General features: G+C 69.3%; 35 protein-coding genes. 17 read left to right on the top strand and 18 right to left on the bottom strand.

From position 1 onward, the window contains the following. Position 1: 1 nt before the first annotated feature. Positions 2-718 carry a UMP kinase gene (gene pyrH / locus ACMGFI_RS18270; protein ID WP_436911454.1) on the bottom strand — a complete coding sequence of 239 codons (717 nt, stop codon included), beginning with the start codon at positions 716-718 and terminating at the stop codon, positions 2-4. A 397-nt stretch (positions 719-1,115) separates the two neighbouring features. On the opposite strand from pyrH, the gene ACMGFI_RS18265 reads away from it, so the two are divergent. Next, entirely contained in the window at positions 1,116-1,364 is a 249-nt protein-coding gene (locus ACMGFI_RS18265; protein WP_135366220.1) for a DUF7123 family protein, read from the top strand. 295 nt (positions 1,365-1,659) lie between these two features. Next, positions 1,660-2,838, top strand: coding sequence for a site-2 protease family protein (locus tag ACMGFI_RS18260; RefSeq protein WP_436911452.1), 1,179 nt, complete (start codon positions 1,660-1,662; stop codon positions 2,836-2,838). 43 nt (positions 2,839-2,881) lie between these two features. Here ACMGFI_RS18260 and thiL read toward each other — a convergent pair whose 3' ends face one another. Continuing rightward, positions 2,882-3,748 carry a thiamine-phosphate kinase gene (gene thiL / locus ACMGFI_RS18255; protein WP_436911451.1) on the bottom strand — a complete coding sequence of 289 codons (867 nt, stop codon included), beginning with the start codon at positions 3,746-3,748 and terminating at the stop codon, positions 2,882-2,884. A gap of 158 nt (positions 3,749-3,906) precedes the next feature. On the opposite strand from thiL, the gene ACMGFI_RS18250 reads away from it, so the two are divergent. The 5 genes from ACMGFI_RS18250 to ACMGFI_RS18230 all read left to right on the top strand — a co-directional run bounded on the left by ACMGFI_RS18250 (position 3,907) and on the right by ACMGFI_RS18230 (position 7,887). After that, positions 3,907-4,923, top strand: a complete 1,017-nt coding sequence (locus tag ACMGFI_RS18250; RefSeq protein WP_436911449.1) for a lysylphosphatidylglycerol synthase transmembrane domain-containing protein — start codon at positions 3,907-3,909, stop codon at positions 4,921-4,923. A gap of 170 nt (positions 4,924-5,093) precedes the next feature. Continuing rightward, positions 5,094-5,555, top strand: coding sequence for a 30S ribosomal protein S19e (locus ACMGFI_RS18245; RefSeq protein WP_436911448.1), 462 nt, complete (start codon positions 5,094-5,096; stop codon positions 5,553-5,555). A gap of 93 nt (positions 5,556-5,648) precedes the next feature. Continuing rightward, positions 5,649-6,011: a DNA-binding protein gene (locus tag ACMGFI_RS18240; protein WP_436911446.1), complete on the top strand. Its 363-nt coding sequence runs from the start codon at positions 5,649-5,651 to the stop codon at positions 6,009-6,011. Further along, positions 6,012-6,635 (top strand): DUF7411 family protein, encoded by a 624-nt coding sequence (locus tag ACMGFI_RS18235; RefSeq protein ID WP_436911444.1) that lies wholly within the window; start codon positions 6,012-6,014, stop codon positions 6,633-6,635. A 598-nt stretch (positions 6,636-7,233) separates the two neighbouring features. Next, on the top strand, positions 7,234-7,887 hold the full coding sequence (locus ACMGFI_RS18230) for a CRISPR-associated protein Cas4 (protein ID WP_436911443.1): 654 nt from the start codon (positions 7,234-7,236) through the stop codon (positions 7,885-7,887). 57 nt (positions 7,888-7,944) lie between these two features. Here the strand turns inward: ACMGFI_RS18230 and ACMGFI_RS18225 are convergent, their stop codons facing one another. The 11 genes from ACMGFI_RS18225 to ACMGFI_RS18175 form a co-directional block, all read right to left on the bottom strand. Beyond that, entirely contained in the window at positions 7,945-8,283 is a 339-nt protein-coding gene (locus ACMGFI_RS18225; protein ID WP_436911442.1) for a hypothetical protein, read from the bottom strand. Beyond that, complete coding sequence (locus ACMGFI_RS18220; protein ID WP_436911441.1) at positions 8,280-8,630, bottom strand: helix-turn-helix domain-containing protein; 351 nt, start codon at positions 8,628-8,630, stop codon at positions 8,280-8,282. The genes ACMGFI_RS18225 and ACMGFI_RS18220 overlap by 4 nt, the downstream gene beginning before the upstream one ends. Before the next feature lie 351 nt (positions 8,631-8,981). After that, entirely contained in the window at positions 8,982-10,223 is a 1,242-nt protein-coding gene (locus tag ACMGFI_RS18215) for an aminotransferase class V-fold PLP-dependent enzyme (RefSeq protein ID WP_436911439.1), read from the bottom strand. 71 nt (positions 10,224-10,294) lie between these two features. Continuing rightward, on the bottom strand, positions 10,295-10,780 hold the full coding sequence (locus ACMGFI_RS18210; RefSeq protein ID WP_436911438.1) for a type II toxin-antitoxin system VapC family toxin: 486 nt from the start codon (positions 10,778-10,780) through the stop codon (positions 10,295-10,297). Beyond that, entirely contained in the window at positions 10,777-11,058 is a 282-nt protein-coding gene (locus ACMGFI_RS18205) for an AbrB/MazE/SpoVT family DNA-binding domain-containing protein (protein ID WP_436911437.1), read from the bottom strand. Before ACMGFI_RS18205 ends, ACMGFI_RS18210 begins: the two co-directional genes overlap by 4 nt. A gap of 62 nt (positions 11,059-11,120) precedes the next feature. Then, positions 11,121-11,447 (bottom strand): hypothetical protein, encoded by a 327-nt coding sequence (locus tag ACMGFI_RS18200; RefSeq protein ID WP_436911436.1) that lies wholly within the window; start codon positions 11,445-11,447, stop codon positions 11,121-11,123. A gap of 67 nt (positions 11,448-11,514) precedes the next feature. Beyond that, positions 11,515-11,805 (bottom strand): DUF424 domain-containing protein, encoded by a 291-nt coding sequence (locus ACMGFI_RS18195; RefSeq protein ID WP_436911434.1) that lies wholly within the window; start codon positions 11,803-11,805, stop codon positions 11,515-11,517. Further along, positions 11,806-12,534 carry a tetratricopeptide repeat protein gene (locus ACMGFI_RS18190; RefSeq protein ID WP_436911431.1) on the bottom strand — a complete coding sequence of 243 codons (729 nt, stop codon included), beginning with the start codon at positions 12,532-12,534 and terminating at the stop codon, positions 11,806-11,808. It abuts the gene before it with no gap. Positions 12,535-12,582: 48 nt separating this feature from the next. After that, entirely contained in the window at positions 12,583-12,858 is a 276-nt protein-coding gene (locus tag ACMGFI_RS18185; protein WP_436911430.1) for a hypothetical protein, read from the bottom strand. A gap of 68 nt (positions 12,859-12,926) precedes the next feature. Further along, a complete protein-coding gene (locus tag ACMGFI_RS18180; RefSeq protein WP_436911428.1) occupies positions 12,927-13,271 on the bottom strand; it encodes a hypothetical protein in 345 nt (114 codons plus the stop codon). A gap of 245 nt (positions 13,272-13,516) precedes the next feature. Next, entirely contained in the window at positions 13,517-14,191 is a 675-nt protein-coding gene (locus tag ACMGFI_RS18175; RefSeq protein WP_436911426.1) for a CPBP family intramembrane glutamic endopeptidase, read from the bottom strand. Between the two features lie 236 nt (positions 14,192-14,427). Here ACMGFI_RS18175 and thpR point away from each other — a divergent pair, with 236 nt between their 5' ends. Then, the gene (gene thpR / locus ACMGFI_RS18170; RefSeq protein ID WP_436911425.1) at positions 14,428-14,985 is read left to right on the top strand and encodes an RNA 2',3'-cyclic phosphodiesterase; all 558 of its coding nucleotides are present in this window, start codon (positions 14,428-14,430) and stop codon (positions 14,983-14,985) included. 32 nt (positions 14,986-15,017) lie between these two features. Here the strand turns inward: thpR and ACMGFI_RS18165 are convergent, their stop codons facing one another. Beyond that, entirely contained in the window at positions 15,018-15,302 is a 285-nt protein-coding gene (locus tag ACMGFI_RS18165) for a DUF7999 family protein (RefSeq protein ID WP_436911424.1), read from the bottom strand. Positions 15,303-15,525: 223 nt separating this feature from the next. On the opposite strand from ACMGFI_RS18165, the gene ACMGFI_RS18160 reads away from it, so the two are divergent. From ACMGFI_RS18160 to ACMGFI_RS18145, 4 genes are all read left to right on the top strand, one after another. Then, complete coding sequence (locus ACMGFI_RS18160) at positions 15,526-16,353, top strand: ZIP family metal transporter (protein ID WP_436911423.1); 828 nt, start codon at positions 15,526-15,528, stop codon at positions 16,351-16,353. A gap of 101 nt (positions 16,354-16,454) precedes the next feature. Then, on the top strand, positions 16,455-16,607 hold the full coding sequence (locus ACMGFI_RS18155) for a 50S ribosomal protein L39e (RefSeq protein ID WP_006882001.1): 153 nt from the start codon (positions 16,455-16,457) through the stop codon (positions 16,605-16,607). Continuing rightward, positions 16,604-16,882 (top strand): 50S ribosomal protein L31e, encoded by a 279-nt coding sequence (locus tag ACMGFI_RS18150; RefSeq protein WP_436911422.1) that lies wholly within the window; start codon positions 16,604-16,606, stop codon positions 16,880-16,882. The genes ACMGFI_RS18155 and ACMGFI_RS18150 overlap by 4 nt, the downstream gene beginning before the upstream one ends. A 2-nt stretch (positions 16,883-16,884) precedes the next feature. After that, positions 16,885-17,550 carry a translation initiation factor IF-6 gene (locus ACMGFI_RS18145; protein WP_436911420.1) on the top strand — a complete coding sequence of 222 codons (666 nt, stop codon included), beginning with the start codon at positions 16,885-16,887 and terminating at the stop codon, positions 17,548-17,550. 4 nt (positions 17,551-17,554) lie between these two features. Here the strand turns inward: ACMGFI_RS18145 and ACMGFI_RS18140 are convergent, their stop codons facing one another. Beyond that, positions 17,555-17,905, bottom strand: a complete 351-nt coding sequence (locus tag ACMGFI_RS18140; protein WP_436911418.1) for a DUF7344 domain-containing protein — start codon at positions 17,903-17,905, stop codon at positions 17,555-17,557. Positions 17,906-18,067: 162 nt separating this feature from the next. Between ACMGFI_RS18140 and rpl18a the strand changes: the two genes are divergently transcribed. From rpl18a to ftsY, 3 genes are read left to right on the top strand one after another with little or no spacing between them, the layout of a single operon-like run. After that, positions 18,068-18,241: a 50S ribosomal protein L18Ae gene (rpl18a, locus tag ACMGFI_RS18135; protein ID WP_135365318.1), complete on the top strand. Its 174-nt coding sequence runs from the start codon at positions 18,068-18,070 to the stop codon at positions 18,239-18,241. Next, on the top strand, positions 18,238-18,705 hold the full coding sequence (gene pfdA / locus ACMGFI_RS18130; RefSeq protein WP_436911416.1) for a prefoldin subunit alpha: 468 nt from the start codon (positions 18,238-18,240) through the stop codon (positions 18,703-18,705). The genes rpl18a and pfdA overlap by 4 nt, the downstream gene beginning before the upstream one ends. A gap of 6 nt (positions 18,706-18,711) precedes the next feature. Continuing rightward, entirely contained in the window at positions 18,712-19,917 is a 1,206-nt protein-coding gene (ftsY, locus tag ACMGFI_RS18125; protein ID WP_436911415.1) for a signal recognition particle-docking protein FtsY, read from the top strand. Positions 19,918-19,950: 33 nt separating this feature from the next. On the opposite strand, the gene ACMGFI_RS18120 is transcribed toward ftsY, so the two are convergent. The 3 genes from ACMGFI_RS18120 to ACMGFI_RS18110 all read right to left on the bottom strand — a co-directional run bounded on the left by ACMGFI_RS18120 (position 19,951) and on the right by ACMGFI_RS18110 (position 21,187). Beyond that, positions 19,951-20,211 carry a HalOD1 output domain-containing protein gene (locus ACMGFI_RS18120; protein ID WP_436911414.1) on the bottom strand — a complete coding sequence of 87 codons (261 nt, stop codon included), beginning with the start codon at positions 20,209-20,211 and terminating at the stop codon, positions 19,951-19,953. A 123-nt stretch (positions 20,212-20,334) separates the two neighbouring features. Next, a complete protein-coding gene (locus tag ACMGFI_RS18115) occupies positions 20,335-20,994 on the bottom strand; it encodes a helix-turn-helix domain-containing protein (RefSeq protein ID WP_436911412.1) in 660 nt (219 codons plus the stop codon). A gap of 37 nt (positions 20,995-21,031) precedes the next feature. Further along, positions 21,032-21,187 carry a DUF8595 family protein gene (locus ACMGFI_RS18110; protein ID WP_167837409.1) on the bottom strand — a complete coding sequence of 52 codons (156 nt, stop codon included), beginning with the start codon at positions 21,185-21,187 and terminating at the stop codon, positions 21,032-21,034. A 429-nt stretch (positions 21,188-21,616) separates the two neighbouring features. Here ACMGFI_RS18110 and ACMGFI_RS18105 point away from each other — a divergent pair, with 429 nt between their 5' ends. Both ACMGFI_RS18105 and ACMGFI_RS18100 read left to right on the top strand, forming a co-directional pair. Next, on the top strand, positions 21,617-23,323 hold the full coding sequence (locus ACMGFI_RS18105; protein ID WP_436911411.1) for a nitrite/sulfite reductase: 1,707 nt from the start codon (positions 21,617-21,619) through the stop codon (positions 23,321-23,323). Beyond that, positions 23,313-25,025 (top strand): Coenzyme F420 hydrogenase/dehydrogenase, beta subunit C-terminal domain, encoded by a 1,713-nt coding sequence (locus ACMGFI_RS18100; RefSeq protein ID WP_436911409.1) that lies wholly within the window; start codon positions 23,313-23,315, stop codon positions 25,023-25,025. Before ACMGFI_RS18105 ends, ACMGFI_RS18100 begins: the two co-directional genes overlap by 11 nt. The last annotated feature ends 1 nt before the right edge of the window (position 25,026 follow it).

Genomic DNA, 25,026 nt, shown 5'->3' with positions numbered 1-25,026 from the left:
ATCAGTGACTCCACTCGGCCGGCGGTTCGCTCAGGCCCTCGGGGACCACGTCGGTGCCGTCGTGGTCGCCGGTGCGGACCGCCCGCTCGACGGCCTCGGGGTCGGTCCCGTCGAGGACGACCGTCCTGATGCCCGACCGCTGGACGATCTTGGCAGCGAGCAGGTCGACGGGCGCGTTGCTCCCGGCGTCCATCTCCAGGTCGGCGATCAGGCCGACGAGTTCGTCGGCGGTGATCTCCGAGAACTTCGCGGCGTCGGGGTCCTCGCCCGGGTCGGCGTCGTAGACGCCGTCGACGCTCGTGGCGTAGACGAGCAGGTCGGCGTTGACGTACTCGGCGAAGGCGGCGCTGACAGCGTCGGTCGTCTGTCCGGCGACGGTGCCGCCCATCACCGGGATGTCCCCGCGGCGGATCGCCTCGCGTCCGGTCTCGTAGCTCTCGGGCGGCGTCGGGGCGGCCCGCTCGTCGAGCGCGGCGATCAGCAGGCGGCCGTTGAGACGGGTCACCTCGATGCCAAGCTGGTCGAGTTCGATCTCGTTGGCGCCCAGGTCGCGCGCGGCCTCGATGTACTCGCGGGCGGTCGGCCCGCCGCCGACGACCGTGCCGAGCGTGTACCCGTCGGCGTCGAGCGACTCGACCGCGTCGGCGTAGGCCCGGACCCGCTCGGGACCGACCGACGGAACGAGGACGCTCCCGCCGATAGAGACGACTGTCTTCATTGGGACGGCGTAGCCGCGATGCCGTCTTAAGGGTTGTCAAGCCCGACGGCCCGCCCTGGCGACGATGTCCACCCGCTACCGTCCGTTCCCGCTCGTCACCGCACGTCCCCGCTGGCGCTCGCGTGGATACCTCTCCCCGCTCGGCGGCCCGGAACCGGAAATTGTTGCCTCAATATCGGGCTGAATCGCGGTTTCACGACGCGGCCGTGCGAACCGAGCGCAAAAACACTTCGAGCAACGAGAGCGTGTTCTAAAACGTCTAACCGCGTCAGAAAACGTCCTAAAAGTTTGCGAACCGTCCGTTTCACCCGGGTCGTCTGTGAAACGACACGAAGCCACCCGAAGCTTCCTCCCTTTATATGGGGATACCGGCCACAGAGAGAAGCGAGGTGTCAACATGAGCTCGATACTCCAGCCCTCCAACGACGACGCGCCGTCGAAAGAAGAGCGACTCAAGGCGTATCTCCGGCAGAAGGCCGAAGACGGCGAGATGTACTTCAAGAGCAAGTTCATCGCCGACGAGGTCGGCCTGTCGCCCAAAGAGATCGGCGCGCTCATGGTGAAGATCCGCGACTCGGCCACCGACCTCGAGGTCGAGAAGTGGTCGTACACGAGCGCGACCACGTGGCGCGTCGAAGTCGCCTGACCCGAGCTTCGCGACACCGACGCTCCGACCCCACACCCGGACGGGAACCCCACACTCCACCACACGCACCGACTCCCGAACTACATCCGAACACCACCCCATCCGTTCACCACACCCCTGCGGGACGCCCGAGTGCGGGCGTCCCGACCCCGCTTTCTCTCCGCGCTAGCTGGCCAGCGACGCGGCCGTGATCGGCGACTGCGTCGACCGCTCCCGTCGGTTCACGGCCGGGAGCCTCCGGTGCCCGGCGGCGGTGTCCCGGGATTTATACCGGGGAGAACCCAACCGGGGATCGATGGACGAGCGTCGCGCGCCGGCGGAGGGGCCGCCGGTCGAGGACATCGAGTCGGTCTTTCAGGTGGCCGACGTGCGCGTCGGCGACGACGACGCGATCTACTACCTGGGCACGCCGCTGGCGTCCGCCGAGGCCCTCGAACGGGAGCTGTGGGAGCTGTTCCGCGAGGCGGGCTACGACGTGTCGCTGACGACCCGCGCCCAGTCGGCGGCGCCGTTCGACGAGCGGCCGGCCGTCGAGGACCGCTTCGGGCCGACCCGCCCCCAGTACGTCCTCGTCGCCGAACCCCGCTCGCCCCACATCGACGGGATCCCGTGGACGAACCTCGTCTTCTTCGTCCTGACGGTGCTGTCGACGCTGTACGTCGGGTCGATCTGGTACTACGTCGAACTCGACGGCCCGCTGGCCCTGCTGGAGGCGTGGCCGTTCACCGCGGCGATCCTCGGGGTGCTGGCGGTCCACGAGTTCGGCCACTACGTCATGATCCGCTACCACGACGTGGACGCGAGCCTCCCGTACTTCATCCCGTTCCCCTCGCTCATCGGGACGATGGGCGCGGTCATCCGGATGCGCGGGCGCATCCCCGACCGGAAGGCGCTGTTCGACATCGGCGTCTCCGGCCCGCTCGCGGGCCTGGTCGCGACGGTCGTCGTGACGGTGGTCGGCCTGTACCTCGACCCGATCACCGTCCCCGAGCGCGTGGTGAACGGCGGGGGCGGCGCGATCCGGTTCAACGACCCGCTCCTGCTCGTGATCCTCGCGGAGTTGACCGGCCAGCCGCTGTCGTACCCGGACCCGCGGCTGGCGGCCAACCCCGTCATCTTCGGCGGCTGGGTCGGGATGTTCGTCACCTTCCTGAACCTCCTCCCCGTGGGCCAGTTCGACGGCGGCCACATCGTCCGCGCGATCCTCGGCCCCCGCCAGGAGACCGTCGCCGCGGCCGTCCCGGCGGCCCTGTTCGGCCTCGCGGGCTACCTCTACTTCGCCCAGGAGGCGACGAACGCGGTCGTCCTCTGGGTGGTCTGGGGCGTCATCGCCGCCGGCCTGGCCTACGCCGGCCCCGCTACGCCGATCCGCGACGACCCCATCGGCCCCCGTCGCCGGGCGCTCGGCGTCGTCACGCTCGTGCTCGGCCTGCTCTGTTTCACGCCCGTCCCCTTCGAGATCCTGGCGGCGTAGGCGCTCGCCCCCGTGACCGAGCGGCGGTCCAAGAACAGCAGTTTCAGTGCGTGTATCCGCGGTCTGCGAGCGTCTCGCCGTCCAGCGTGACGCCCGACTCGACGACCGTCCCGATCCTGGTCAGTTCGACCGAGAGATCCTCGCGGACGGCCGACAGGGCCGCTTCGGGGACCGTACAGACGAGTTCGAAGTCCTCGCCGAAGAAAGCGCCCAGTTCCAGTCGCTCGTCGGCGTCGGCGGCGACCTCCTCGACGACCGAGTCGATCGGGAGCGGCGACTCGACGGCGAACCCGCAGTCGCTGGCTTCCGCGAGCTGGTGGAGCGAGCGGGCGAGCCCGTCGCTGGAGTCCATCATCGCGGTCGCGCGGCCGGCCAGCGCCCGCCCGGCGGCCACGCGCGGCTCGAACCGGAAGAGGTCGTTGGCCCGCTCGACCTCGCCGCGCTCGAACAGCCGGAGCGCAGCGGCGCTCCGACCGAGCGTGCCGGTGACACAGACCGCGTCCCCGACTCGGGCGCCCGAGCGGCGCACGGGGTCGTCGGCGTCGCCCAGCGCAGTGGTGGCGACGGTGAACTCGTCGTGGTGGTCGAGGTCACCGCCGACGTACTCGGCGCCGACGGCCTCGCAGACGCCCGCGGCGCCGTCGACGAAGTCGGCGAGCTCCGTCTCGTCGAACTCGGGGGCCGCGTAGACGGCGACGGCGGCGGTGGCCGCGGCGCCCATCGCGGCCACGTCCGAGAGCGACGCCCCGACCGCGCGCCAGCCGGCGGTGTAGCGGGTCGTCCCGTCGGGGAAGTCCGTCCGGTCGTGGAGCATATCGGTGGTGACGACCCGGCCGTCCACCACGGCGGCGTCGTCCCCCGCGGCCGACAGGCGGTCGCCGAGCAGCCCCAGCGCGGTCCGTTCGTCCATACTCCGCGTTCGCCCGCGCCCGGGAAACCGCCTGCGGTTCCGACGGCGCCCGCGGTTCGGCCGGTTCCCGTCGGAACGGGGCCCCGCCGACCGCCGGTCGTGACCCGTACCGTGCCCACTCCGGAGGGTTCAAGCCGCGGACGCCCTTCGACCCCGACATGAACGGGGACAGGTGGGCGACAGTCGTCGGGTTTCTCGGCGCGGCGGTGGTCCTCGCCATCCTCGTGTGGGTCGTCGGTATCGGCGACATCCTCTCGGAGCTGCGCGGGGTCGAGCTCCGGTACCTGCTGGTGATCCTCGCCGTCGCCGTCGCCTGGCTCGTCTGCTGGGGGCTGGCCCTGCGCGCGGTGCTGAGCGCCCTCGACGCGCCGATCTCCGTGGCCATGAGCGGACTGGTGTTCGCCGGCGCGGTCTTCTCGAACAACGTCACCCCCTTCGGCCAGGCGGGGGGCGAACCCGTCAGCGGCTATCTCATCTCGCGGGCGACGAACCGGGAGTACGAGACCGGCCTGGCCGCAATCGCCTCCGTCGACGCGCTGCACTTCGTCCCCTCCATCGGCTACGCCCTCGTCGGGCTGACCTTCGTGGTCGCCGGCGCGGCGGAGTTCGGCCGCAACCTCGTCTTCGCGACGACGGCGCTGGCCGTCCTCGCGGTCGGCATCCCCGCCGCCGCGTACTTCGGCTGGCAGCACCGCTACGAGCTGGAGGCGGCCGTCGTCCGCGCGGTCACCCCCGTCATCCGCACGCTCGGCCGGGTCGTCCCCCGGAAGTCGCCGCCGACGGCCGCCGCCATCGAGCGCCGCATCGAGGGGTTTTTCGGCGCCATCGAGCGCGTCGCCACGAGCCGCACGACGCTGCTGGAAGCGGTCGGCTTCTCGGCGCTCGGCTGGCTGGCGATGTGTACCTCCCTGTGGCTGTCGGTGTCGGCGCTGGGCCACACCGTCCCCTTCTCGGCGGTCCTGCTCGTCGTCCCGATGGGCGCGGTCGCCGGGATGACGCCCCTGCCTGGCGGCCTCGGCGGCGTCGACGCCGTGCTGATCGCCCTGCTCGTCTCGACGACAGGGGTCACCGGCGGCGTCGCCGGCGCGGCCGTCCTCGTCCACCGCGCCGCCACCTACGTCTTCCCGACCGTCGTCGGCGGCGGCGTCGCCTTCGCGCTCGGCGTCGGCGACTGACGCGTCGCTGTCCCCGGCCGGCCGCACTCCCGAGACTCGCGGTTCCCTTCGGTCACCGCTCGCCGTACCGTGGCCCTCACTGCGTTCGCCCCTCGCACTCCCTGTGTCGCCGTCCCGCACCCGTCCGGCGAACGATGCCCTTAAATGAACCGCTCCGGAAGACACCTGCAATGGCGACACTCTACGACGTACCCGCGGAGGACCTCAACGAGGCGGTCGCCGAGCGCCTCGCCGAGGAGGACGACGTACAGGAGCCCGACTGGTTCAAGTTCGCGAAGACCGGCGTCGGCCGCGAGCTCCCGCCCGAACAGGAGGACTTCTGGCAGCTGCGGGCCGCCAGCCTCCTCCGGAAGGTCGCCGTCGACGGCCCCGTCGGCGTCGGCGCGCTCCGGACGGCCTACGGCGACTCCAAGCAGGGGTCCAACCGCTACGTCGTCCGCCCCGAACAGACCACCGACGCCAGCGGCAAGATCATCCGCGTCGCGCTCCAGCAGCTCGAGGACGCCGGCTACGTCCAGACCGCCGAGGGCGAGGGCCGCCGCATCACCCCCGAGGGTCAGAGCCTCCTCGACGACACCGCCGGCGAGGTCCTCGAGGATCTGGACCGCCCGGAACTCGAACGCTACGCCTAGCGCTTCTGCCGGCCGTTCTCTCGATTTCGCCGCACGGGTAGCCGCGCCCTCGGCTCCGAAATCGTTTTCCCGACGACTCGACAAGGGACGCCCATGAGCGGTGAACCGAACGACGAGGAGCTAGAGAAGCTCCGCCAGGAGAAGATGGAGCAGCTGCAGGAACAGGGCGGTCAGGGTCAGGGCCAGGGCGTCGACGAGGAGGCCATGGAGGCCCAGCGCGAGCAGCGCGAGGCCCAGAAGAAGGCCATGCTGCGCAAGCACCTCACCGACGAGGCGCGCAAGCGGCTCAACACGGTGCAGATGTCCAAACCCGAGTTCGGCGAGCAGGTCGAACAGCAGGTGCTCGCGCTGGCCCAGAGCGGCCGCATCCAGGGGAAGATCGACGACGAGAAGATGAAACAGCTCCTCGAGAAGCTGCAGCCCGACAAGAAGAGCTTCGACATCCAGCGCCGGTAGATGCCGACGGTCGCCACGCTCTTTTCCGCCGGCAAGGACTCGGCGCTCGCGGCCGCGCTCCTCGACCCGTTCTACGACGTAGCGCTGTGTAGTTGCACGTTCGCCCTCGACAGCGGGCCGTCCGTGGTCGGGACCGCGCGTGAGGCCGGCGAACGGACGGGGTTCCCGGTGGCGACCGTCGAGCTGGACGGGTCGGTGGCCCGCGAGGCCGTCGACCGGATGGTCGCCGACGGCTACCCCCGCGAGGGGATCCAGCAGGTCCACGAGCACGCGCTGGAGACCGTCGCGGGTCGCGACGAGGTGGGCGGCCGGGCGTTCGACGCCGTGGCCGACGGGACCCGCCGCGACGACCGCTCGCCCGCGGTCGGGCGGCCGTTCGCACAGAGCCTGGAAGACAGGAACGGAATCGACTACCTGCGGCCGCTGGCGGGCTACGGCCGCGGCGCCATCGACGGGCTGGCTGAGCGGCTACTCGACGTGGAGACCGGCCCGAGCGAGGCGATCCCGACCGGCGACTACGAGACGGAACTCCGCGAGCTGATGGCGGCGGAGCACGGCGAGGGGACCGTCTCCGAGGTGTTCCCCGAGCACGTCCAGTCGCGGGTCGTCGCTCGAACGGAGTGAGATGCCGGGTGTCTCGGTCGGTTCGGTGTGCGAGTTGAGTGGCTGTTTCTGTTCGGTTTGCTCTGGAAGAAAGTCGGGCGACAGCGACCGCACTTGACAGCAGGCGGTGAAAGCCCTCGACGCGCTCGCGGTCGTTGAGCGGGATATCCGCGCTCTCGGCACCGCCCGTGCGGATAGTGCCCGCTCAAGCGACTGTACAAGCGCGAGCGCGCCTCGCCCTTTCAGTCCACCAGGACCGCAACCGCACCGCGACCACCCCGCACAGCACCGCAGACAGCCACGAGCCTCCCCAGCCGATTCGCGACACGCGAGTCGCGAATCCCTCGCGCGGCTCGGTCGCGCGCATGAACGCGCGCTCCAGCGCGCGCCAACTGCACCGCAACCGCTCACTGCAACAGCTACCGCCTGCACTGAGCATCCGCGCGCCGCAGGTGTGCGGTTCTACGTGGCGAGTGCGCGAAGCGCACGAGCCGCGCCTTTTTCATCCATGTTTTTGCCGAGGGGGTTCCCGCAGCGAGGCCGAAGGCCGATCGAGGAGACCCCCGGCCAAAAACAGGGTGGCGAGAGTTTATGACCCAAAGCGGGGCCACCGCCGGGTATGCACACGTTCCGCGACGTGGCGACGGCGGCGTACTGCCCGCGGAAGCTCTACTACCGCCACCGCGACCCGGCGGCCGACGAGGAGGTCCCACAGGAGGTCCTCGCCCGCCGGGATCTCGCCTTCCGCTACCCCGAGTTGCTCGACTCCGACCCCGAGGTCCAGGCCGCGCCGATCGAGGTGACCCCGACGCAGTACCGCTCGCGACTCGGTCGCCTGCGGGCGACCCTCGACGCCTGGGACGACCTGGTGGACCCCGCCGACCGGAAGGTGACCCTGGAGGGCCGGGAGTGTCGCGGGATCGCGCACAAGGTGCTGTCGGGACCGCCGCGGCCGTCGCTGGTGTTCGCCGGCTCCCCGCCCGAACAGGGGGTCTGGGAACCCCAGACCGTCCGGCTGGTCGCCGCCGCGAAGGCGCTGGCCTGGGAACGAGAGACGACGGTCGAGACCGCCTTCGCCGAGTACCCCGCCTACGGCGTCGTCCGCGAGGTGCCGCTCACGACGCGACGGAAGGCGACCTACCGCTCGGCCGTCCGGACCGCCGACGCCGTCGACGGCCCGCCCTCCCGGACCGCCAACCGCGAGAAGTGCTCGCCCTGCGACTACCGCGACCAGTGCGGCGTGACGACCCGGTCGCTGAAGTCCATGCTGTAACCCTGGCCTGCGGTGCGGTCGCGGAACGGGTCGACCGCTCTCGGCACGCCCCTTCGATCACTCCCGGACGTACAGCGACCCCAGCAGCGCGGCGACACCGGCGAGCCGGATGAGTTCCTCGACGAGGAACACCCACCACAGCGTCGCCGCAGTCAGCGGCCGGTCGCCGCCGACGGGGCCGGTCAGCGGCGTGCCGTCCAGCAGCGCGCCGACCGCCGCCTCGAACGCCGGCGGTGCGACTAGTACCAGGAAGAGGCCGACAGCGAGCAGGGCCATCGGGCGGCTGTCGTGCTGGTGGTAGGCGACGGCGGCCTTGCCGACGACCACGAGCGTCCCGGCGACGACCAGCCCCTGGACCAGCGACGTGGCCATCGCGAGCGTGCCGGCGACCGTCATCGGAGATCACTCCAGAGGGCGTGCAGTCGCGCGGCGGTCTCGTCGCGGTCGCGGTGGCTCACCGCGAGTTCGAACCCCTCGTCGGTCAACTCGACCCCCAGCCGTTCGAGGCGGGCGCGGTACTCGGCGTAGTGGTTGCCCCGGTCGTCGGTGCGGGTCGCCTCCGAGAGGAACCCGGCGGCTGTCAGGTCGTCGATGCGGTCGTAGACGGTGGAGGGCGCGGCGTCGAGCGCCTCCGCGAGCGCGTCGGCTGTCATGGGTTCGGTCCGTGTGGCGATGAGGATCGCCCGGGCGTACTCGTCGCCCAGCAGCGCGAGCGTCTCCTCCGGCGGCGGCGCATCGCTCACACCCGCCCCTTTCCCGTCCGATGTTATAAGCGTCCCTCGCAGTTCGCGAACCGCGGAACGCGCATCGAAACAGCGAACCGCGAACAACCGGCGCCTCCGGCGCCGGAGGGTCAGGCGAACAGTTCGCGCGCCGCGTCCAGCGCCTCGACCAGCTTGTCGACCTCTTCCTCGGTGTTGCGAGACCACCTTTTTCTCGTCGGGTGTCCTCGCTCGCTCCGCTCGCTGCGGGCACCACTCCTCGAAAAAGATGGGGCAAAAAGGCGCGGCTCGCTTACTGCGTTCGCTCGCCGCGAAGAATCGGCGCCGGAGGCGCCGAATGCTACCGCAGACCGCTGTAGCCACCACAGACCGCTACGCGAACAGTTCGCGCGCCGCGTCCAGCGCCTCGACCAGCTTGTCGACCTCTTCCTCGGTGTTGTAGATGTAGAAGCTCGCGCGCGTCGAGGAGGAGATGCCGAGCTTGTCGTGCAGCGGCTGGGTGCAGTGGTCGCCGGCCCGCACCGCGACGGCGAAGTCGTTGAGGATCTCCGAGGCGTCGTGTGCGTGGACGCCGTCTAAGTCGAACGAGACCAGCGCCGCGCGGTCGTCGCCCGGCGGGCCGAGGATGTCGATGTCCTCGAACTCTGAGAGCCGGTCGTGAGCGTACTCCGCCAGTGCCTCGCCGTGGCGCTGGACGTTCTCCATGCCGATGTCGTCGAGGTAGTCACACGCCTCCGCGAGCGCGATGCCCTGGGAGATGGGCGGCGTCCCGGCCTCGAACTTCCAGGGGAGTTCGTGCCACGTCGACTCCTCGAAGGTGACCTTCTCGATCATCATGCCGCCGTAGAGGTACGGCTGCATCTCCTCCAAGAGGTGCTCCTTGCCGTAGAGGACGCCGATCCCCGTGGGACCGCACATCTTGTGACCCGAGAACGCGAAGAAGTCGGCGTCCATCGCCTTCACGTCGACGGGCATGTGCGGAACGGACTGGGCGCCGTCGACGAAACACAGCGCGTCGTGGTCGTGGGCCACGTCGGCGATCTCCGAGACGGGGTTGATCGTCCCGAGCGTGTTCGAGACGTGGACGACGCTGACCATCTCCGTGTCGTCGGTGACGAGCTCGCGGAGGTGGTCCATGTCGAGGTAGCCCTCCTCGTCGACGCGGGCGTACTTGACCGTCGCGCCGGTCTTCTTGGCGATCTGCTGCCAGGTGACCAGCGCGGCGTGGTGCTCCATCTCGGTCATGACGACCTCGTCGCCCGGGCCGAGTTCCGCGAGGCCCCACGCGTAGGCGACGGTGTTCACCGCCTCGGTGGTATTCTTGCCGAAGACGACCTCCTTCCGGCCGTCGGCGCCGATGAACTCGGCGACGCGGTCGTGGGCGTCCTCGTAGGCGATGGAAGCCTCCTGGCTCAGCTGGTGGAGCCCGCGGTGGACGTTGGCGTTGGTGTGACGGTAGTAGCGGGCGATGGCGTCGACGACCCGGTCGGGCGTCTGACTGGTCGCCGCGTTGTCGAGGTAGGCGAGTTGCTCCCCCGCGAACTCCCGTTCGAGGATCGGAAAGTCCTCGCGGATGCGCTCGACGTCGAGCGACTCCGGTTCTGACACTCCCATTACTCGCTACGAGGTGCTCGACGGGCAACATTCCTTCGGTTCGTGCGAACTTGCGTTGGCGGTTCGGAAAGCTACCCGTCTGCGAGCGAGAGCCGGTCGCGTTCGTCCTCGGGAATCGGATTTCGGTAGGTCACGGCCTCGTCCGCACAGAGCGTGTCGAAGTCGTCGTCGGTCGTGACGAGAACGTCGGCCTCGTGAGCGCGCGCCATCGCGAGGACGAACGAGTCGTACACGTCGTGGTCCTTTTCTGCGCTGATGTCGTACGCGTCGGAGAGGACGGTGTCGGTCGCACCGACGACCCGTGCCGGACTGTCGAGCAACGACCGGACTGCGTTTCTCGCTGCCACGGTTTCGACCCCGAAGTTTCGAGTCATGATGTACTGTGCCCGGAGCGGGTAGTAGTCCGGCACGAGCAGCGTGTTCGGCCCGTCGAGCGCGTCGCGGATCCACGGGAACACGTCGTCGTGTGCGGGATGGTCGTCGGTCAGTCCGATCGCGACGGCGTTCACGTCCGTGAGGATCGAGACCTCGCCGGGGATCTCGTCGCGGTCGCTCATTCCTCGTCGGTCTCCATCGGCCCGAAGAGCGCCTCGCCCGCGTCCGTCGGCGTGGTGTCGGTCCAGTCGTCGCGTTCGGCTGTCGCCGTCTCCAGCCGTCCGCTCGGCGACGGGTCGATCTCCAGCACCGACCCGCGCAGTTCCGCCGGCACGCTGTCGTTCGGTTCGATCCCGAGCCGCTCCCTGACTGCCTTCGGGATCGTGATCCGGCCCCGGTCGTCGACCCGAAGGGTCACTCGTTCCCCCTCTTCGTCCCCCTCGTACGTGCGCGTTCCCACTCTGATCCCTCCGTTTCCCACTACCCGGCCGATATCAAAAGAGGTTTCGGCCGCTCCGGCGGTCAGACCCACCGGCCGACCGGCAGGACGCCCCTGAGTCCCTCGAAGAGGGCTCCGAGACCGAACAGGAAGACGACGACGCCGAGACCGGACATCGCGGGCGAGGTCGCGCCGAGGACGGCCGTCACCCCGGAGGAGAGGAGGACGACGCCGACCCCGAGCAACAGGAGCGTGCCGACGACGCCGAGGACCGCGTCCTCGACGGCGTCGTGGACGATCTCGTAGAGCCGTTCCTCGTCGATTTCGGCGGCCGAGCCACCCGAGATTGCCGGACCGGACCCGTCGTCGGGGTCCGCGGAGTCGCCGCTTCCGCTGTCGCGGTCGCTCATACACCTGTCGACTCGCTGTAAAGTCAGAAACGTTCCGGTCGGTCGGGTAGCCCCGGCCGGGCCGCGCTTACATCCAGAGCAGTTGCGCGTGGCGCGTGCCGTCGAGTTCGAGGACGTTCTCCTCGTCGACGAAGCCGTGCTCGACGGCGAGGGCGACGGTCTCCTCGCCGACGAGGTTGGCGGTCGTACACCGCTGGAGGCTGTCGACGACCTCCTCCTCGGAGGCCTCCTCGCCGTCGTAGAACTCCGGCTCGACGGTCAGCGAGACCGAGCCGTTCTCGTAGGTCTCGCCCAGGTCCTCGGGGTCGCAGACCGAGACGAGCAGGCCCTCGTCGGTGTCGCGCTCGTTGAGCAGCATCTACTCCAGCATCTCCGCCTCGGCGTCCTGACGGAGTTCGTCGGCCTCCTCGGCCAGTTCCTCGGCGCGCTCGTCCTCGCCGAGTTCCTCCAGCGCGCGGGCCTTCTCCTCCAGGATATCGGCGTTGCGAAAGCCCAGTCGGATGGCGTTGTCGAAGGCGTTGCGGGCGTCCTCGGCGAGGCCCCGCTCCAGCAGGAAGAAGCCGCGGTTGTACCACCCCTGGGCGAACCGGGGGTCGATCTCGACGGCGCGCTCGGCGTGTTCGAGCGCCTGCTCGGTGCGGCCCGACTCCCAGAGCGCGAAGGCGAGGTTCGTCTCGGCGGTCGCGGCGTGCTCGGAGTCGTCGTCGATGGAGAGCGCCTCGCGGTAGGCGCCGACGGCGGCGTCCCACTCCTCCAGCTCGGCGTGGGCGGCGCCCTTGTTGGTCCAGGCCTCCTGTTCGATCTTCTCGTCGTCCGCGAAGCGGGCGGCCCGTTCGAGCGCGTCGGTGGCCTGCTCGTAGCGGTTGATGCCGATGTAGCTCAGGCCCACGTCGAGCAGTTCCTCGGCGTCGACCTCGTCGGAGGCGAGGTTGCGGTCGTCGAGGAGGTCCGTGACCGCCCGCGAGTCGACGGGGTCGACTTTGCCGGTGTCGACGTGGAACTCCGGCGGGTCGATGTCGAACCCCTCGTAGGGGTCGCCGAAGCCCTGCCCGGAGGAGAACTCGTGGTCGTCCCTCTCGTCAGTCATACCCCGGGGTACGCGAGCCGAGCGGTTAAGGGCTACGTCACCGACCCGTCAGCCGCCCGCGTCCGACCGAACCGCCGATCCCTCCTCGTGCTCGTCGCCGCCGTCGGTTTCGTCGCCGTCCGTCCCGGCGGCGTCTCCCTCCACGTCGGTCACGCTCGCGAAGAGGTACAGGCCCGCGACCGTCGCCAGCAGGAGCCCCCAGTTGCTCGGTCCGGGCGTGACCGTCGCGAGGTGGATACCGATCGCGACCACGAGGACGGCCGTACACCGCCGGACCGTCCGCCGGAGGGCGGCAATGTCGTCAGTACTCGCCGGGTCGTCCATACGTGCCGACGCGAGCGGCCGGCGGCTAAAGCTGACGGTCGGCTGGTCGGTTCTCGGCGGCCGTCGGCTTACCGGAGTTCGCCGCCGCCCGTCCCGACCGGCGGGCGGTCCGGGTCCGTCTCGTCGCCGTCTCCGTCGCCGTCGCTCTCGCTGTCGGGTCCGTCCGCGTCGCCGGGTCCAGCCCCGTCGCCGGAGGGCGGACCGCCGGCCGAGTCCGGGGAGTCGGCACTCCGCCGGAAGAAGCCGACGAGCAGGCTCGCGGCGAGGTAGCCGACGGCGAGGTACGCGAGAGGGTGGCCGAAGCCGGCGTTCGGGCCGTATCGGTGGGTGTTCGCGGCGATCAGCCCGAGGCCGACGACGACGACCGCGGTGCAGCGGCGGAGGGTCAACCGCAGGGCGGCGGAGTCGTCCATGCGCTCCTGTGGTCGCGTGCGATCGACTAAGTCTAACGGTCTGGACCGGATCGGTGACCGAGTCGCTGCGCCGGCCGCGGGTGAGCTCATGTTCGGTCTCTGTGCGAACATCCCGCCCGAGTCACCCGGGTCAGACGTGAACAGACCCTCAACAGGGGAGATAGGGATTCAGTTTCCAGCTGTGGTTTCGCCTCCGGGCACCTCCTGGGTCAGTGTGTGAGGCGGTGAGTCCCGTTGCATCAGAGCTACCCGTAGAACTGTCCGAGTGCTGCGAAGACCCACACGAGGACATGTGCGCCAACGACGGGGACCAGTGTCCGCCGTCGGAGGTAGACGACAGTAAGCACAGCGGCGACCAATGCAGTCTGAAATAGACTCCCGAGTGGCCAATTCAGCGCATGTACGGCAGTAAACACGATCCACGTACCGCCACCGGCGACCAGCGGGCTGTCCGTATATGCGAGTAGCCGTTCGATTGGATACCCTCTGTATAGGATTTCTTCGACAGTTCCGATCGTCACGGCGTAGGCGATCGCCACGCCGATCCCGGCGCTCGTACTTACCAGGCCGCCGCTCTCGCTCACTGGTAGTCCGAGGGCCTCGATGAGCGGCGGTGTCCCGGCGTAGACGAGTAGAATACCGATGGCCGTTACGACAATATATCCGAGATCGACGGGAGCGGGTCGCCGGAATCCGAGATCAGCTACTGCCAGCCCCTCCCCTTTCACCGCGATTCCGACCACGATGAGCGCGACCCCCCAGTGGATCCCCATCGTGGGTATCGCACCGAGGTCAGTATCGGTTGTCCCGAGTAGAACCACGAGTAGCGGCAATCCGAGGAGGGCGAGTGCCAGATTTCCGATCGTGAGTGGCGGGAGGCGGCCAGCGATAGATACCGAGTCCGAACTGATTTCTGTCATAGAAACAGACGAAGCCGTCATCCTAAATAACAGTTGGGTGTACAACGGCGAGCAGTCCCGTTCTCCCGACGAAAGCGCCGTTCAGCGAGCCGGCCTACCCACGGTCCCGGGACCGCTCTGACGGGGAGGTCACCGGTTTTCGCGGCGGGGTGCTCCACAGGTCGTCTCCGGCGAAGCTCCCGCCGGAAAGAGAGCGTCCGGAAACGCTGAAGGCGTCGGCGGGCCCACCGCCGACCATGGGCGAGCGACTGTTCGTCAGCGTCGACCTCGACGGGCTGGCCGACGAGGTGGCGGCCGTCCAGGAGCGGTTCGAGGGGGCGTCGGGCCTCAACCTCACCGACCCCGAACAGACCCACGTCACCCTCAAGTTTCTCGGTGATACCGACCCCGACCGGATCGACGACCTGCGCTCGGAACTCTCGGCGGCGGTCGACGACGCCGGCGTCGACCCCTTCGAGTGCGAGTTCGGCGGCCTGGGCGTGTTCCCGAGCCTCGACTACATCAGCGTCGTGTGGGTCGGGACCCGTTCGGGGGGCGAGGAGCTGACCCGACTCCACGAGGCCGTCGAGGAACGGACGACAGCGATGGGCTTCGACGCCGAGGACCACGAGTTCACGCCCCACGTCACGATAGCGCGGATGGAACACGCCGGGGGGAAGGAGCGAGTGCAGGAGACAGTCCGTGAGGACGACCCCGACGTGGGGACGCTCGCGGTCGAGGAGATCAGATTGAAGGAGAGCGTGCTGGGGCCCGACGGGCCGACCTACGACACCGTCGAGCGGTTCCCGCTGTAGCGGAACAGCGCCCGAGGCGGTGACGGCCGAACTCAGAGCGCCGGGAGGCCGCCGGGGAGGACGCGGGCGACGACGTACCCCTCGCCGTCGGCGGCGGGGGAGAGTTCCATCCGGACGGTCGAACCGGGTGCCTTGCCGTCGAGCCGCTCCGCGACGAGCCCGTCCAGACAGCCGACGACAGTGCGTTCCTCGCCCGCCGGCGTCTCGACGGTCATCCGCCCGGTCGCGCCCATCGGGTTGACCACCCGGTGGGGTGCGGCCCCCGTCTCCCCCTCCGCCGCGTCCGCGTCGGTCGTGCGCATCTCGGTCGTTGACATACCGTTATATTCAGCGAACCTGTATTTATATCCTGCCGCATAGGAGTTCGAACGTTCATAGTGTGTATAAGGTGCATTAACCACGGCGTGACACACCGAATTCGACGGCGCTGTGACGCCCCACCGCTCGCCCCCCATCGCCGATCGTCCGCTTTAGGTCCCCCAAAAATAGTCAAATTCGTGATAACTATTAAGGGCGCGGTCGGCGTAGGTTCGGGTACGGATGGTGGACCTCGGGAACCTCGCGCTGGTGTTCGTCGCGGGGCTACTGACGGCGCTGGCGACCGGGCTCGGCGCGCTCCCCTTCTTCCTGTTCGACGAGATCTCCGAGCGGTGGAACGTGGCGCTGTGGGGGCTCGCCTCGGGGATCATGGTCGCGGCGTCGCTGTTCGGCCTGATACGAGAGGGGCTCGCGGTGGTCGACGGCGGGCTCGTCGCCGCCGCGGTCGCTATCGGGCCGGGCGTGGTCGTCGGCGTTCTGCTGGTGGTCGTCGCCCACGAGGTGCTGGCAGACACGGAGTTCGACGCCCGCGATTACGAGGAGGCGGACTTCCGGAAGCTCGTGCTGATCCTCGGTATCCTGACGGTCCACAGCTTCCCGGAGGGCGTCGCGGTGGGGGTCTCCTTCGCCGAACTCGGGATCGACGACCCGAGCCTGGCAACGGTTACGCTCGGGAGCCTGACGCTGCCGGTGCTGGCGGTCTTCATGACCGTCGCCATCTCGATCCACAACGTCCCGGAGGGGGTGGCCATCTCGATCCCGCTGCGGTCGATGGGCGTCGGCGAGTGGCGGATGGTGTGGTGGGCGGTGTTCTCCAGCCTGCCCCAGCCGCTCGGGGCCGTCGTCGCCTACTACTTCGTGACGCTGGCCGAGCAGTTCCTTCCCTTCGGCTTCGGGTTCGCCGCGGGCGCGATGGTGTATCTCGTCGCAACGGAGTTCGTCCCTGAGGCGCTGGAGCGGGGGTCGGATCTGCCCGGCGGCGGCCGCCGGGAGCTCGTCGGCGGGATCGCCGCGGGCGTGCTCGTGATGGTCCCGCTCGCGTTCGCGTGACGGGGCGGTCGGTGCGGGTTGACGGGACCGGTGTCGGGCGATACCGGGCCGCGGCGGAAAGGAACAGGAATTTAAGCGCCGGGGCGGAAGAGGGTGACACTATGGGCAAGAAGTCGAAGTCGAAGAAGAAGCGCCTGGGGAAACTCGAGCGCCAGAACACGCGCGTTCCGCCGTGGGTCATGCTCAAGACGGACCGCAACGTCGAACGCAACCCGAAGCGGCGCCACTGGCGCCGTAGCGACACGGACGAATGAGCGCCGGCGACTTCGAGGAGCGGGTCGTGACCGTCCCGCTCCGCGACGTGAAGGCCGCGCCCAACGAGGAGCAGGCCGACAAGGCCGTCTCCATCGTCCGCGAGCACCTCGCCAAGCACTTCGCCGTCGACGGCGACGCCGTCCGCCTCGACCCCTCGATCAACGAGGCGGTCTGGGCCAACGGCCGGTCGAACCCGCCGCGCAAGCTGCGGGTCCGCGCGGCCCGCTTCGAGGAGGAGGGCGAGGCCGTCGTCGAAGCCGAAACGGCCGAGTAAACTTGCTCCGCGCGGCTTTCTCCGGGTCGGCGTACGTCGGTGTCTTCGCACGCGCCACCGACGACTGCGTGCTCGTCCGCCCCGACGTGGACGAGGACCTCCGCGAGGACCTGAGCGACGAGCTCGCGGTCCCGGTGGTCGCGACGACCGTCGGCGGCTCGGGCACCGTGGGCTCGCTGGCGACCGGCAACGGCAACGGGCTGCTCGTCAGCAGCCGCGTCCGCGACCGCGAGCGCGAGGCGATCGTCGAGGCGACCGGCCTCGCCGTCGGCGAACTGCCCGGTCGGATCAACGCCGCCGGTAACGTCGTCCTCGCCAACGACAGCGGCGCGTACGTCCACCCCGACCTCTCCGAGTCTGCCGTCCGCGCCGTCGAGGACGCGCTGGACGTGCCCGTCGAGCAGGGCACCCTCGCCGGGACGCGAACCGTCGGGACGGCCGCCGTCGCGACCGACGAGGGCGTGCTCTGTCACCCCGACGCGACCGACGCCGAACTCGACTTCCTGGAGGAGTTGCTGGACGTGCCCGCCGACATCGGCACCGTCAACTACGGCGCACCGCTGGTCGGCTCGGGCCTGGTCGCCAACGACCACGGCTACGTCGTCGGCCAGGACACGACCGGGCCGGAACTGGGCCGCATCGAGTCCGCGCTCGGCTACATCGACTAGCCGGTCAGCGGACCTCCTGAGGGATCTCCGCGGCGTTGTCGACCAGCACGGTCAGCAGCGGTTCGATCTCGTCGAACCGCGGACCTCGCCGGACGGTGTCGTCCTCCCGCTCCCACTCGACGAGCCCCGCGGCACTGAGCTTCGGCAGGTCGACGTGGCGGAGACGGATCTCCGCCCGCCGCGGGCTCGGCGGGCCGGTCCGCGGCCGCTCCCCCGAGCAACCCGACGCGGACGGTCCACCTCTGTCGAGCGCCGCGTCCGGCACGTCGACCGATTCCCCCTCGCTCAGCAGCACCAGCAGCCGCCGTCGTCTGTCGTCGGCCAGCAATCCGAATATCTTCGAAGCCCCCATCATAACCCCCCGTTCGTGACGGCTGTACATAATTATTGGCTCGGAATAGAGTAAACATTTCTTGGCGACTTCGACGCGGCGCGACATCCGGGCCGTCCCGACGCCCGGGAGGGTGCGAGACTGCGTTGCGGAAGGTACTTCCCGCTCGCTCTCCCAGCGGGACACATGAGTGAATTCACAGTCACCGGGCAGTGGAGCGCCCGCGACGGCTGGCAGTCGTTCGAGAAGCAGGTCGAGGCCGAGAACGAGAACGTCGCGCGCGAGCACGTCCTCGCGGAGTTCGGCTCGAAGCACGGGCTCAAGCGCACGCAGGTCGAGATCGAGGGGGTAGACGCATGAGCCTCGGTGGCGGCGGTGGCGGCGGTCAGCAGCAACTCCAGCAGATCGCCCAGGAGATCGAACAGATCGAGGAGCAGATCGAGTCCATGGAGGAGGAGATCGAGGGGCTCCAGGCCGAACAGCAGGAGATGGACGAGGCTATGGAGGCCATCGAGACTCTCGAATCCGGGGACACGGTGCAGGTGCCGCTGGGCGGCGACGCGTTCCTCCGCGCCGAGGTGCAGGACATCGACGAAGTCATCGTCGAGTTCGGCGCCGGCTACGCCGCCGAGCAGGAGCAGGGCGACGCCGTCGACATCCTCGAGAACAAGCAGGACACGCTCGACGAGCGCATCGAGGAGATCCGCTCGGACATCGCCGAGCTGGAGACCGAGAGCGAGGAGCTCGAACAGCAGGCCCAGCAGATGCAGCAACAGCAGATGCAGCAGATGCAGCAGATGCAGCAAGAGCAGGACGACGAGTAAGGCGCGATGTTCGACGGACTGAAGGAGAAACTCGGCCGCTTCAGCGAGGACGTCGAGGAGGACGTCGACGACGAGGCGGTCGACGAGGAAGCGGCCGAGGCGGACGCCCCCGAGGCCGAGGCCAGCGACGCGTCCGCGGAGGACGAGGAAGCTGAACCGGCGGAGCCGGGCGAGCCCGAATCCACCGAGCCGGCAGACGCCGAACTGTCCGAGACGGCCGAACCCGAGGCCGAGGCGCCTGACGCCGAGGAGGCGAACGAGCCGTCCGAAGGCGAGGGAGAAGGCGCCGACGACGCCGAGGGAGACGAGGCCGATGACGACGGTCGGAGCCTCGGCGAGCGGGCGAAGCTGTTCGCGACCGGCAAGACCGTCATCGACGAGGACGACCTGCAGGACCACCTCGACGACCTCGAACTGGCCCTGCTCCAGAGCGACGTGGAGATGGGCGTCGCCCAGGAGATCCTCGACGGCGTCGAGGAGAACCTCGTCGGCGACACGCGCCGGCGACTGTCTTCGACGGGCAGCCTGGCCCGCGACGCGCTCCGGGAGGCGCTGTACGACGTGATCAGCGTCGGGCAGTTCGACTTCGACGAGCGGGTGGCCGAGGCCGACAAGCCCGTGGTGATCATCTTCACCGGCGTCAACGGCGTCGGAAAGACGACGACGATCGCCAAGCTCTCGCGGTACTTCGAGGACCGGGGGCTGTCGACGGTGCTGGCCAACGGCGACACCTACCGCGCCGGCGCCAACGAGCAGCTCCAGCAACACGCCGACGCGCTCGACAGGCGGGTCATCTCCCACGAGCAGGGCTCGGACCCCGCCGCGGTCATCTACGACGCCGTCGAGTACGCGAAGGCCAACGACGTGGACGTGGTGCTGGGCGACACCGCCGGCCGGCTCCACACCTCCGACGGTCTGATGGACCAGCTGTCGAAGATCGACCGGGTCATCGACCCGGACATGACGCTGTTCGTCGACGAGGCCGTGGCCGGCCAGGACGCGGTCAACCGCGCCCGCGAGTTCGACGACGCCGCGGCGATCGACGGCGCGGTGTTGACGAAGGCCGACGCCGACCCGCAGGGCGGCGCGGCTATCTCCATCGCGCACGTCACCGGCAAGCCGATCCTCTTTCTCGGCACCGGCCAGGACTACGACGACCTCGAACCGTTCGACCCCGAGGAGATCGTCGACCGGCTGCTCGGCGAGGAGTAGGTCGTCCCCTGTCTCTGCCCGCGGGAGCGTGCGTCAGCGGGCGGCGCCGACCCGCCCCTCGCCGTCGACGACGACCTGACAGCCGGCGTGGGAGAACGAGACCCTGAGCCCCTCGCCGCCGCCGGCGACGAGCCCCGCGAGCGCGTCGGGGTCGACCGACCGATACAGCGGCGGGATCTCCTCGACGCCGCACTCCTTCGCCGCCGCGACCCGCTCGACGACGGCGACGGGGACCGCGTCCGGATCCGCCGTTTCGGCCGAACTGTTCTCGACCGCCCGCGAGTCACTGATCATGGTTGCCTCCTGCGATACGAACGCTCGTCGGTCGACGACAGTGCTACCAGCGCCATCACGTCCGTTTCGGGCCGCGACGCCTCTCAGCCCTCGGTGTGACACGTCACGGGTACTAAGTGCCGGTCAGGACGGCGGCCGGTCGTCGTGGTCGAGGGTGTGGCCGACCAGCGCGTCCTGGCCGCGCCGGAGCCGCGCGGAGGCGGCGTTGCGGGAGATGCCGAGTTCGTCGGCCACGTCCGCCAGCGAGCACTCCCGCGGGACCGCGAAGTAGCCGGCCTCGCGGGCGACGGTCAGCGCCTCGCGCTGCTCGTCGGTCACCTCGTATTTGCCGTAGGTCGAGGGGTCGTCCGCGCGGTAGAGCCGGACCAGCTCGACGCCCCCGTCGCCGTCGCGGACCCGGTCGTGGAACGTCGCGGCGGCGTCGCGGTCGGGGAACAGCGCCCGGAGCGTCCAGACGCCGTCCTCGCCCTCGGCCCGCAGGACGGTCGCGGCCACGTCGTCCAGTACCGAGAGGAGGTCGCTGTGTTCGCCGCGCCACTCGACCCGGTAGAGCCGCTCTTCGGGGTGGTCTTCGACTCGGGCGAACGACCCCACCGACGGGTCGCCGCCGAGCGCCGCCTCGAAACGTTCGAAATCCGACGACGTGATCCAGACGTACGGCGTCACCGCCTCGTCCCCGTCGACGACCATCCGCTCGACGGTGACCGTCCCGTCGACGCTCCCCAGCGCGTCGTCGAGCAGAAACGAAGCCGCTGGTACCCTGAACTCCCCGATGACACTCATAAGAAGCGTACGCGCCGGCGGCGGATAAACGCCGGGCCTACTCGTCGCGCTCGTCGGAGAGGTGTTCCCACACCTCGGCACAGCCACAGCCGTCCTCGACCCCGTCGAGGTGGGAGGTGTCGACCTCGCGTTCGTCGTCCGGTTCGACCTGCGCTTCGTCGTCGGCCGTCTGCACGTTCTTCGTGTCGCTCATTCGGTTGTGCTATCGAACGGCCCCACTCCATATAAAACGCCACTTCTCCGCACCCCTCGCCGTCACTGCCCGGAACAGGCAACATTATCCGGTCCGTCGAGTCGGTGTCGCGGGCCGGATCGCCGGACTGAGCCGCGATGCCCGCGACGGACCTCCCGCGGCGGGAAATGACGGCGACGGGACCGTCCGCTCCGGACGCAGCCCGGCTCGGTGTGTCGCTGGAGGTGAAACGGAGGTGTCACCGGCGCGGCCGACCCGTCCGTGGTAGCGGCAACCCGTGTGGGGTTTCCCGCAGTCGTGGCAGGCCTGTCCGTGAGGGGGAGATACACGGCGGGGGACGTTGTGAGTGGCATACAACGCGAGCGCCGCGTAATTCTCATACATGAACGGGACAGACACGCACGCCTCCGGCGATCGGGGGGATCGGACATGAACACGGTCGAGCAGCACAAACAGGAGAAACACCCGCTGGACGTGATCGAGGACGTCGCCGAGTACGCCGAGGAGGGGCTGTCGTTCGACGAGATCGAGGAGCGAGCCGGCGACGGCGAGTGGGAGCGGCTCAAGTGGGCCGGGCTGTACTCCCACGGCCGCAAGCAGGGCTACTTCATGATGCGGACGAAGGTCCCCGGCGGCTACCTGACGCCCGAGCAGGCCGAGGTCATCGGCGAGGTCGCCGAGGAGTACGCCGTCGCGCCCGAGGAGTACGGCGGCGAGGAGCAGAACGACATCTGGGGCGACGCGTTCATGGACATCACGACCCGACAGGACATCCAGAAACACTGGATCCGGGTCGAGGACGTGCCCGACATCTGGGAGACCTACGAGGAGGTCGGGCTGACGACCGTCCAGGGCTGCGGCGACGGCGCGCGCAACGTCCTGGGCTGTCCCGCGGCGGGACTGGACGGCCACGAGTGCTTCGACGCCCAGCCGGTCATCGACGCCGTCTCGGACTACTTCACCGGCAACCGCGAGTACGCCAACCTCCCGCGGAAGTTCAAGATGACCATCACGGGCTGCAAACACGACTGCGGCCAGTCGCAGATCAACGACGTGGGGATGACCCCGGCCCGGAAGGAAGTGGACGGCGAGGAGATCTACGGCTTCCACTGCAGGGTCGGCGGCGGTCTCTCGGACGGCCCGCGGATGGCCACGCAGATGGACGTGTTCGTCCCGCCGGGCGACGCCGTCGAGTTCTGCCGCGCCATCGCCCAGACGTTCAAGGAACTCGGGGACCGCAACAACCGCGGCGTCTGCCGGATGCGATACCTTGTCGAACAGCTCGGCACCGACGAGTTCGAACGGGCCGTCCGCCGGCGCTGCGAGGTCGACCTGCCGACGGCCGGCACGGACCTGACGGAGGGGTACACCGGCGACCACGTCGGCGTCCACGACCAGAAGGGCGAGGGCCTCAAGTACGTCGGCTTCAACGTCATCGCGGGCCGGATGGGCGGCGACGAGTTCGCAGAGGCCGCCCGCGCCGCGAAGAAGTACGGCACCGACGAGGCCTCCATCAGACTCGCCACCGACCAGAACTTCCTGATCACCCACATCCCCGCCGAGAACGTCGGCGACCTGCTGAACGAGCCGTTCGCCCGCAAGTACGAGCCCGACCCCGGCCCGTTCTCCCGCGGTGCGGTCGGCTGCACCGGCTCGGAGTTCTGCAACTACGGCATCATCGAGACCAAGAATCGGGTGTACCGCTGGGCCAAGGCGCTCGACCGCCGCATCGACACGCCCGACGACCTGGACGTGGTGCGGATGCATATGTCCGGCTGTTCGGCCTCCTGTGCCCAGCCGCAGATCGCCGACATCGGCTTCCGCGGCGAGACGGTCAACGTCGACGACCCCGAGACGACGACCAACGAGGAGGGCGACAACATCGTCGAGGGGATGGACTTCGGCCTCGGCGGCTCGCTCGGCTCGGACAACGAGTTCCTCGACTGGGTCGAGAACGCCGTGCCCGCCCAGGCGGTGATCCCGGCCATCGAACAGCTGTTCGAGGCCTACGTCGACGAGCGCGACGAGGGCGAACGGTTCTACGAGTGGACCCGCCGCGTCGGCAACAACCGCCTGCGGAAGATCATGCAGCGGGCCGACGCCAACGTCTCGGGAGGTGTCGCCCATGGGGACTGACGGGCGGAACCGCCGACGGGATCGCCGCGAGCGCGACCGCGCGCCCGACGACGCGCGGGCCGACCCCGACGGGGTCGCGCCCGCCGACGCCGCGCCGGAACTCGCAGAGCACGACCGCGGGACGGACGACGGGGCGGCGTTCGAACTGGACGACGAGCGACTCGTGACGGACGGCGGGACCCCGGGCGGCCGCGACGGCCCCATGCCGGGCGTCCCCGACACCGGCCGGAGCGACGACGGGGACGACTGCGGCTGCGGGAGTTCCTGCGGCTGTGGCGGTAGCGGGGGCGGCCACGCCCACGGCGCCGCCGACGGGCACTCCGGCGGCTCGCCGGCTGTTCCCGACGGTGGCGCCACGCCGGCGAACGTCGACGAGCACGGCAAGCTCCGCGACGTGGAGTTCACCGAGCCGGCGGAGGGCAAGAGCCAGGACGTCTACGAGACGCCGGCCGACCAGCGGGTCCAGCGGCCCGGCGAGGAGGAACTGGCGCTCGACACGCCCTCCTACGAGATCCGGTCGCAGATGAACGACATCGAGACGCCCGACGACAAGACGTGGTTCATGGAGCTGGACGAGGCGGTCATCGACGACGGCCGCTGCATCCAGTGTGGTACCTGCGTCGCCTCCTGCCCCTCCGATTCGATCGGCATCGGCGACGACGGCCTGCCCGAACTCGTCAAGATGTGCACGGGCTGTTCGCTGTGCTGGGACTTCTGCCCGCGGGGCGGCCTGCGCTACGAGCGCCAGTGGAAGATCACCGGCGGCGACGACAACGTCAAGGGCGCCGGCGACCCCATCACCGAGTTCTCCGCGAAGGTCGAGGACGACTGGCGCGAGAACGCGCAGGACGGCGGCCTCGTGACGGCAGTGCTCTGCAAACTCCTGGACGAGGGCGAGATCGACGGCGCGCTCATCGCCACCGAGAGCGACGACGAGCCCTGGAAGGCCGAGTCGTTCCTCGCCACGACGCCCGAGGAGTGCATCGAGAACGCCGGGAGCTTCTACAACCAGACGATGGCCCTCGGGAACCTGAACCTCTCCCAGTGGGAGCACAAGCTCGACGTGCCCGTCGAGGAGGCCTCCCTGGCGCTGGTCGGCACGCCCTGCGAGATCGAGGGCATCCGCGCCCTGCAGGACTTCGAGTGGGACTACGCCAGCCAGGAGGACGGCGTCCGCTCGATCGACTACGCCATCGCCCTGATGTGTACGAAGAACTTCAACTACCAGAAGCTGATGGGCGAGAAACTCGAGGAGGAGCGGGACATCGACCTCGATAACGTCGGCAAGATGGACGTGCTCGACGGCCGGATGATGGCCTACGACCACGAGGGCGAACTCATCGTCGACGAGGACGTCGAGGAGTTCCACGACGCCGCCCTGAAGGGCTGTGACGAGTGCGCGGACTTCACCGGCTACTGCGCCGACCTGACCGTCGGCTCCGTCGGCTCCAGCGACGAGTACTCCAGCGTCATCGTCCGCACCGAGCAGGGGCTGGACGCCTGGAACCTCACCAAGGAGGACCTGGACTACCACGACCTCGAAGACCGGTCGGCCGTCGGCGGCCTGCAGTCGTGGGACAAGAAGAAGGCCTTCGACTCGCTGGAGCGGCCGTTCGACCCCGACGCGCCCCGGTTCATCGACTACACCGACCACGCCGACAAGTACGGGACCGAGTTGAACCCGCACGACCGCGGGCACTGAG

This window comes from Halosimplex marinum, assembly GCF_051414075.1.
GTDB lineage: Archaea > Halobacteriota > Halobacteria > Halobacteriales > Haloarculaceae > Halosimplex > Halosimplex marinum.
Note: the sequence above shows the minus strand (reverse complement) of the source record. Positions and strands in the feature narration are given on the sequence as shown.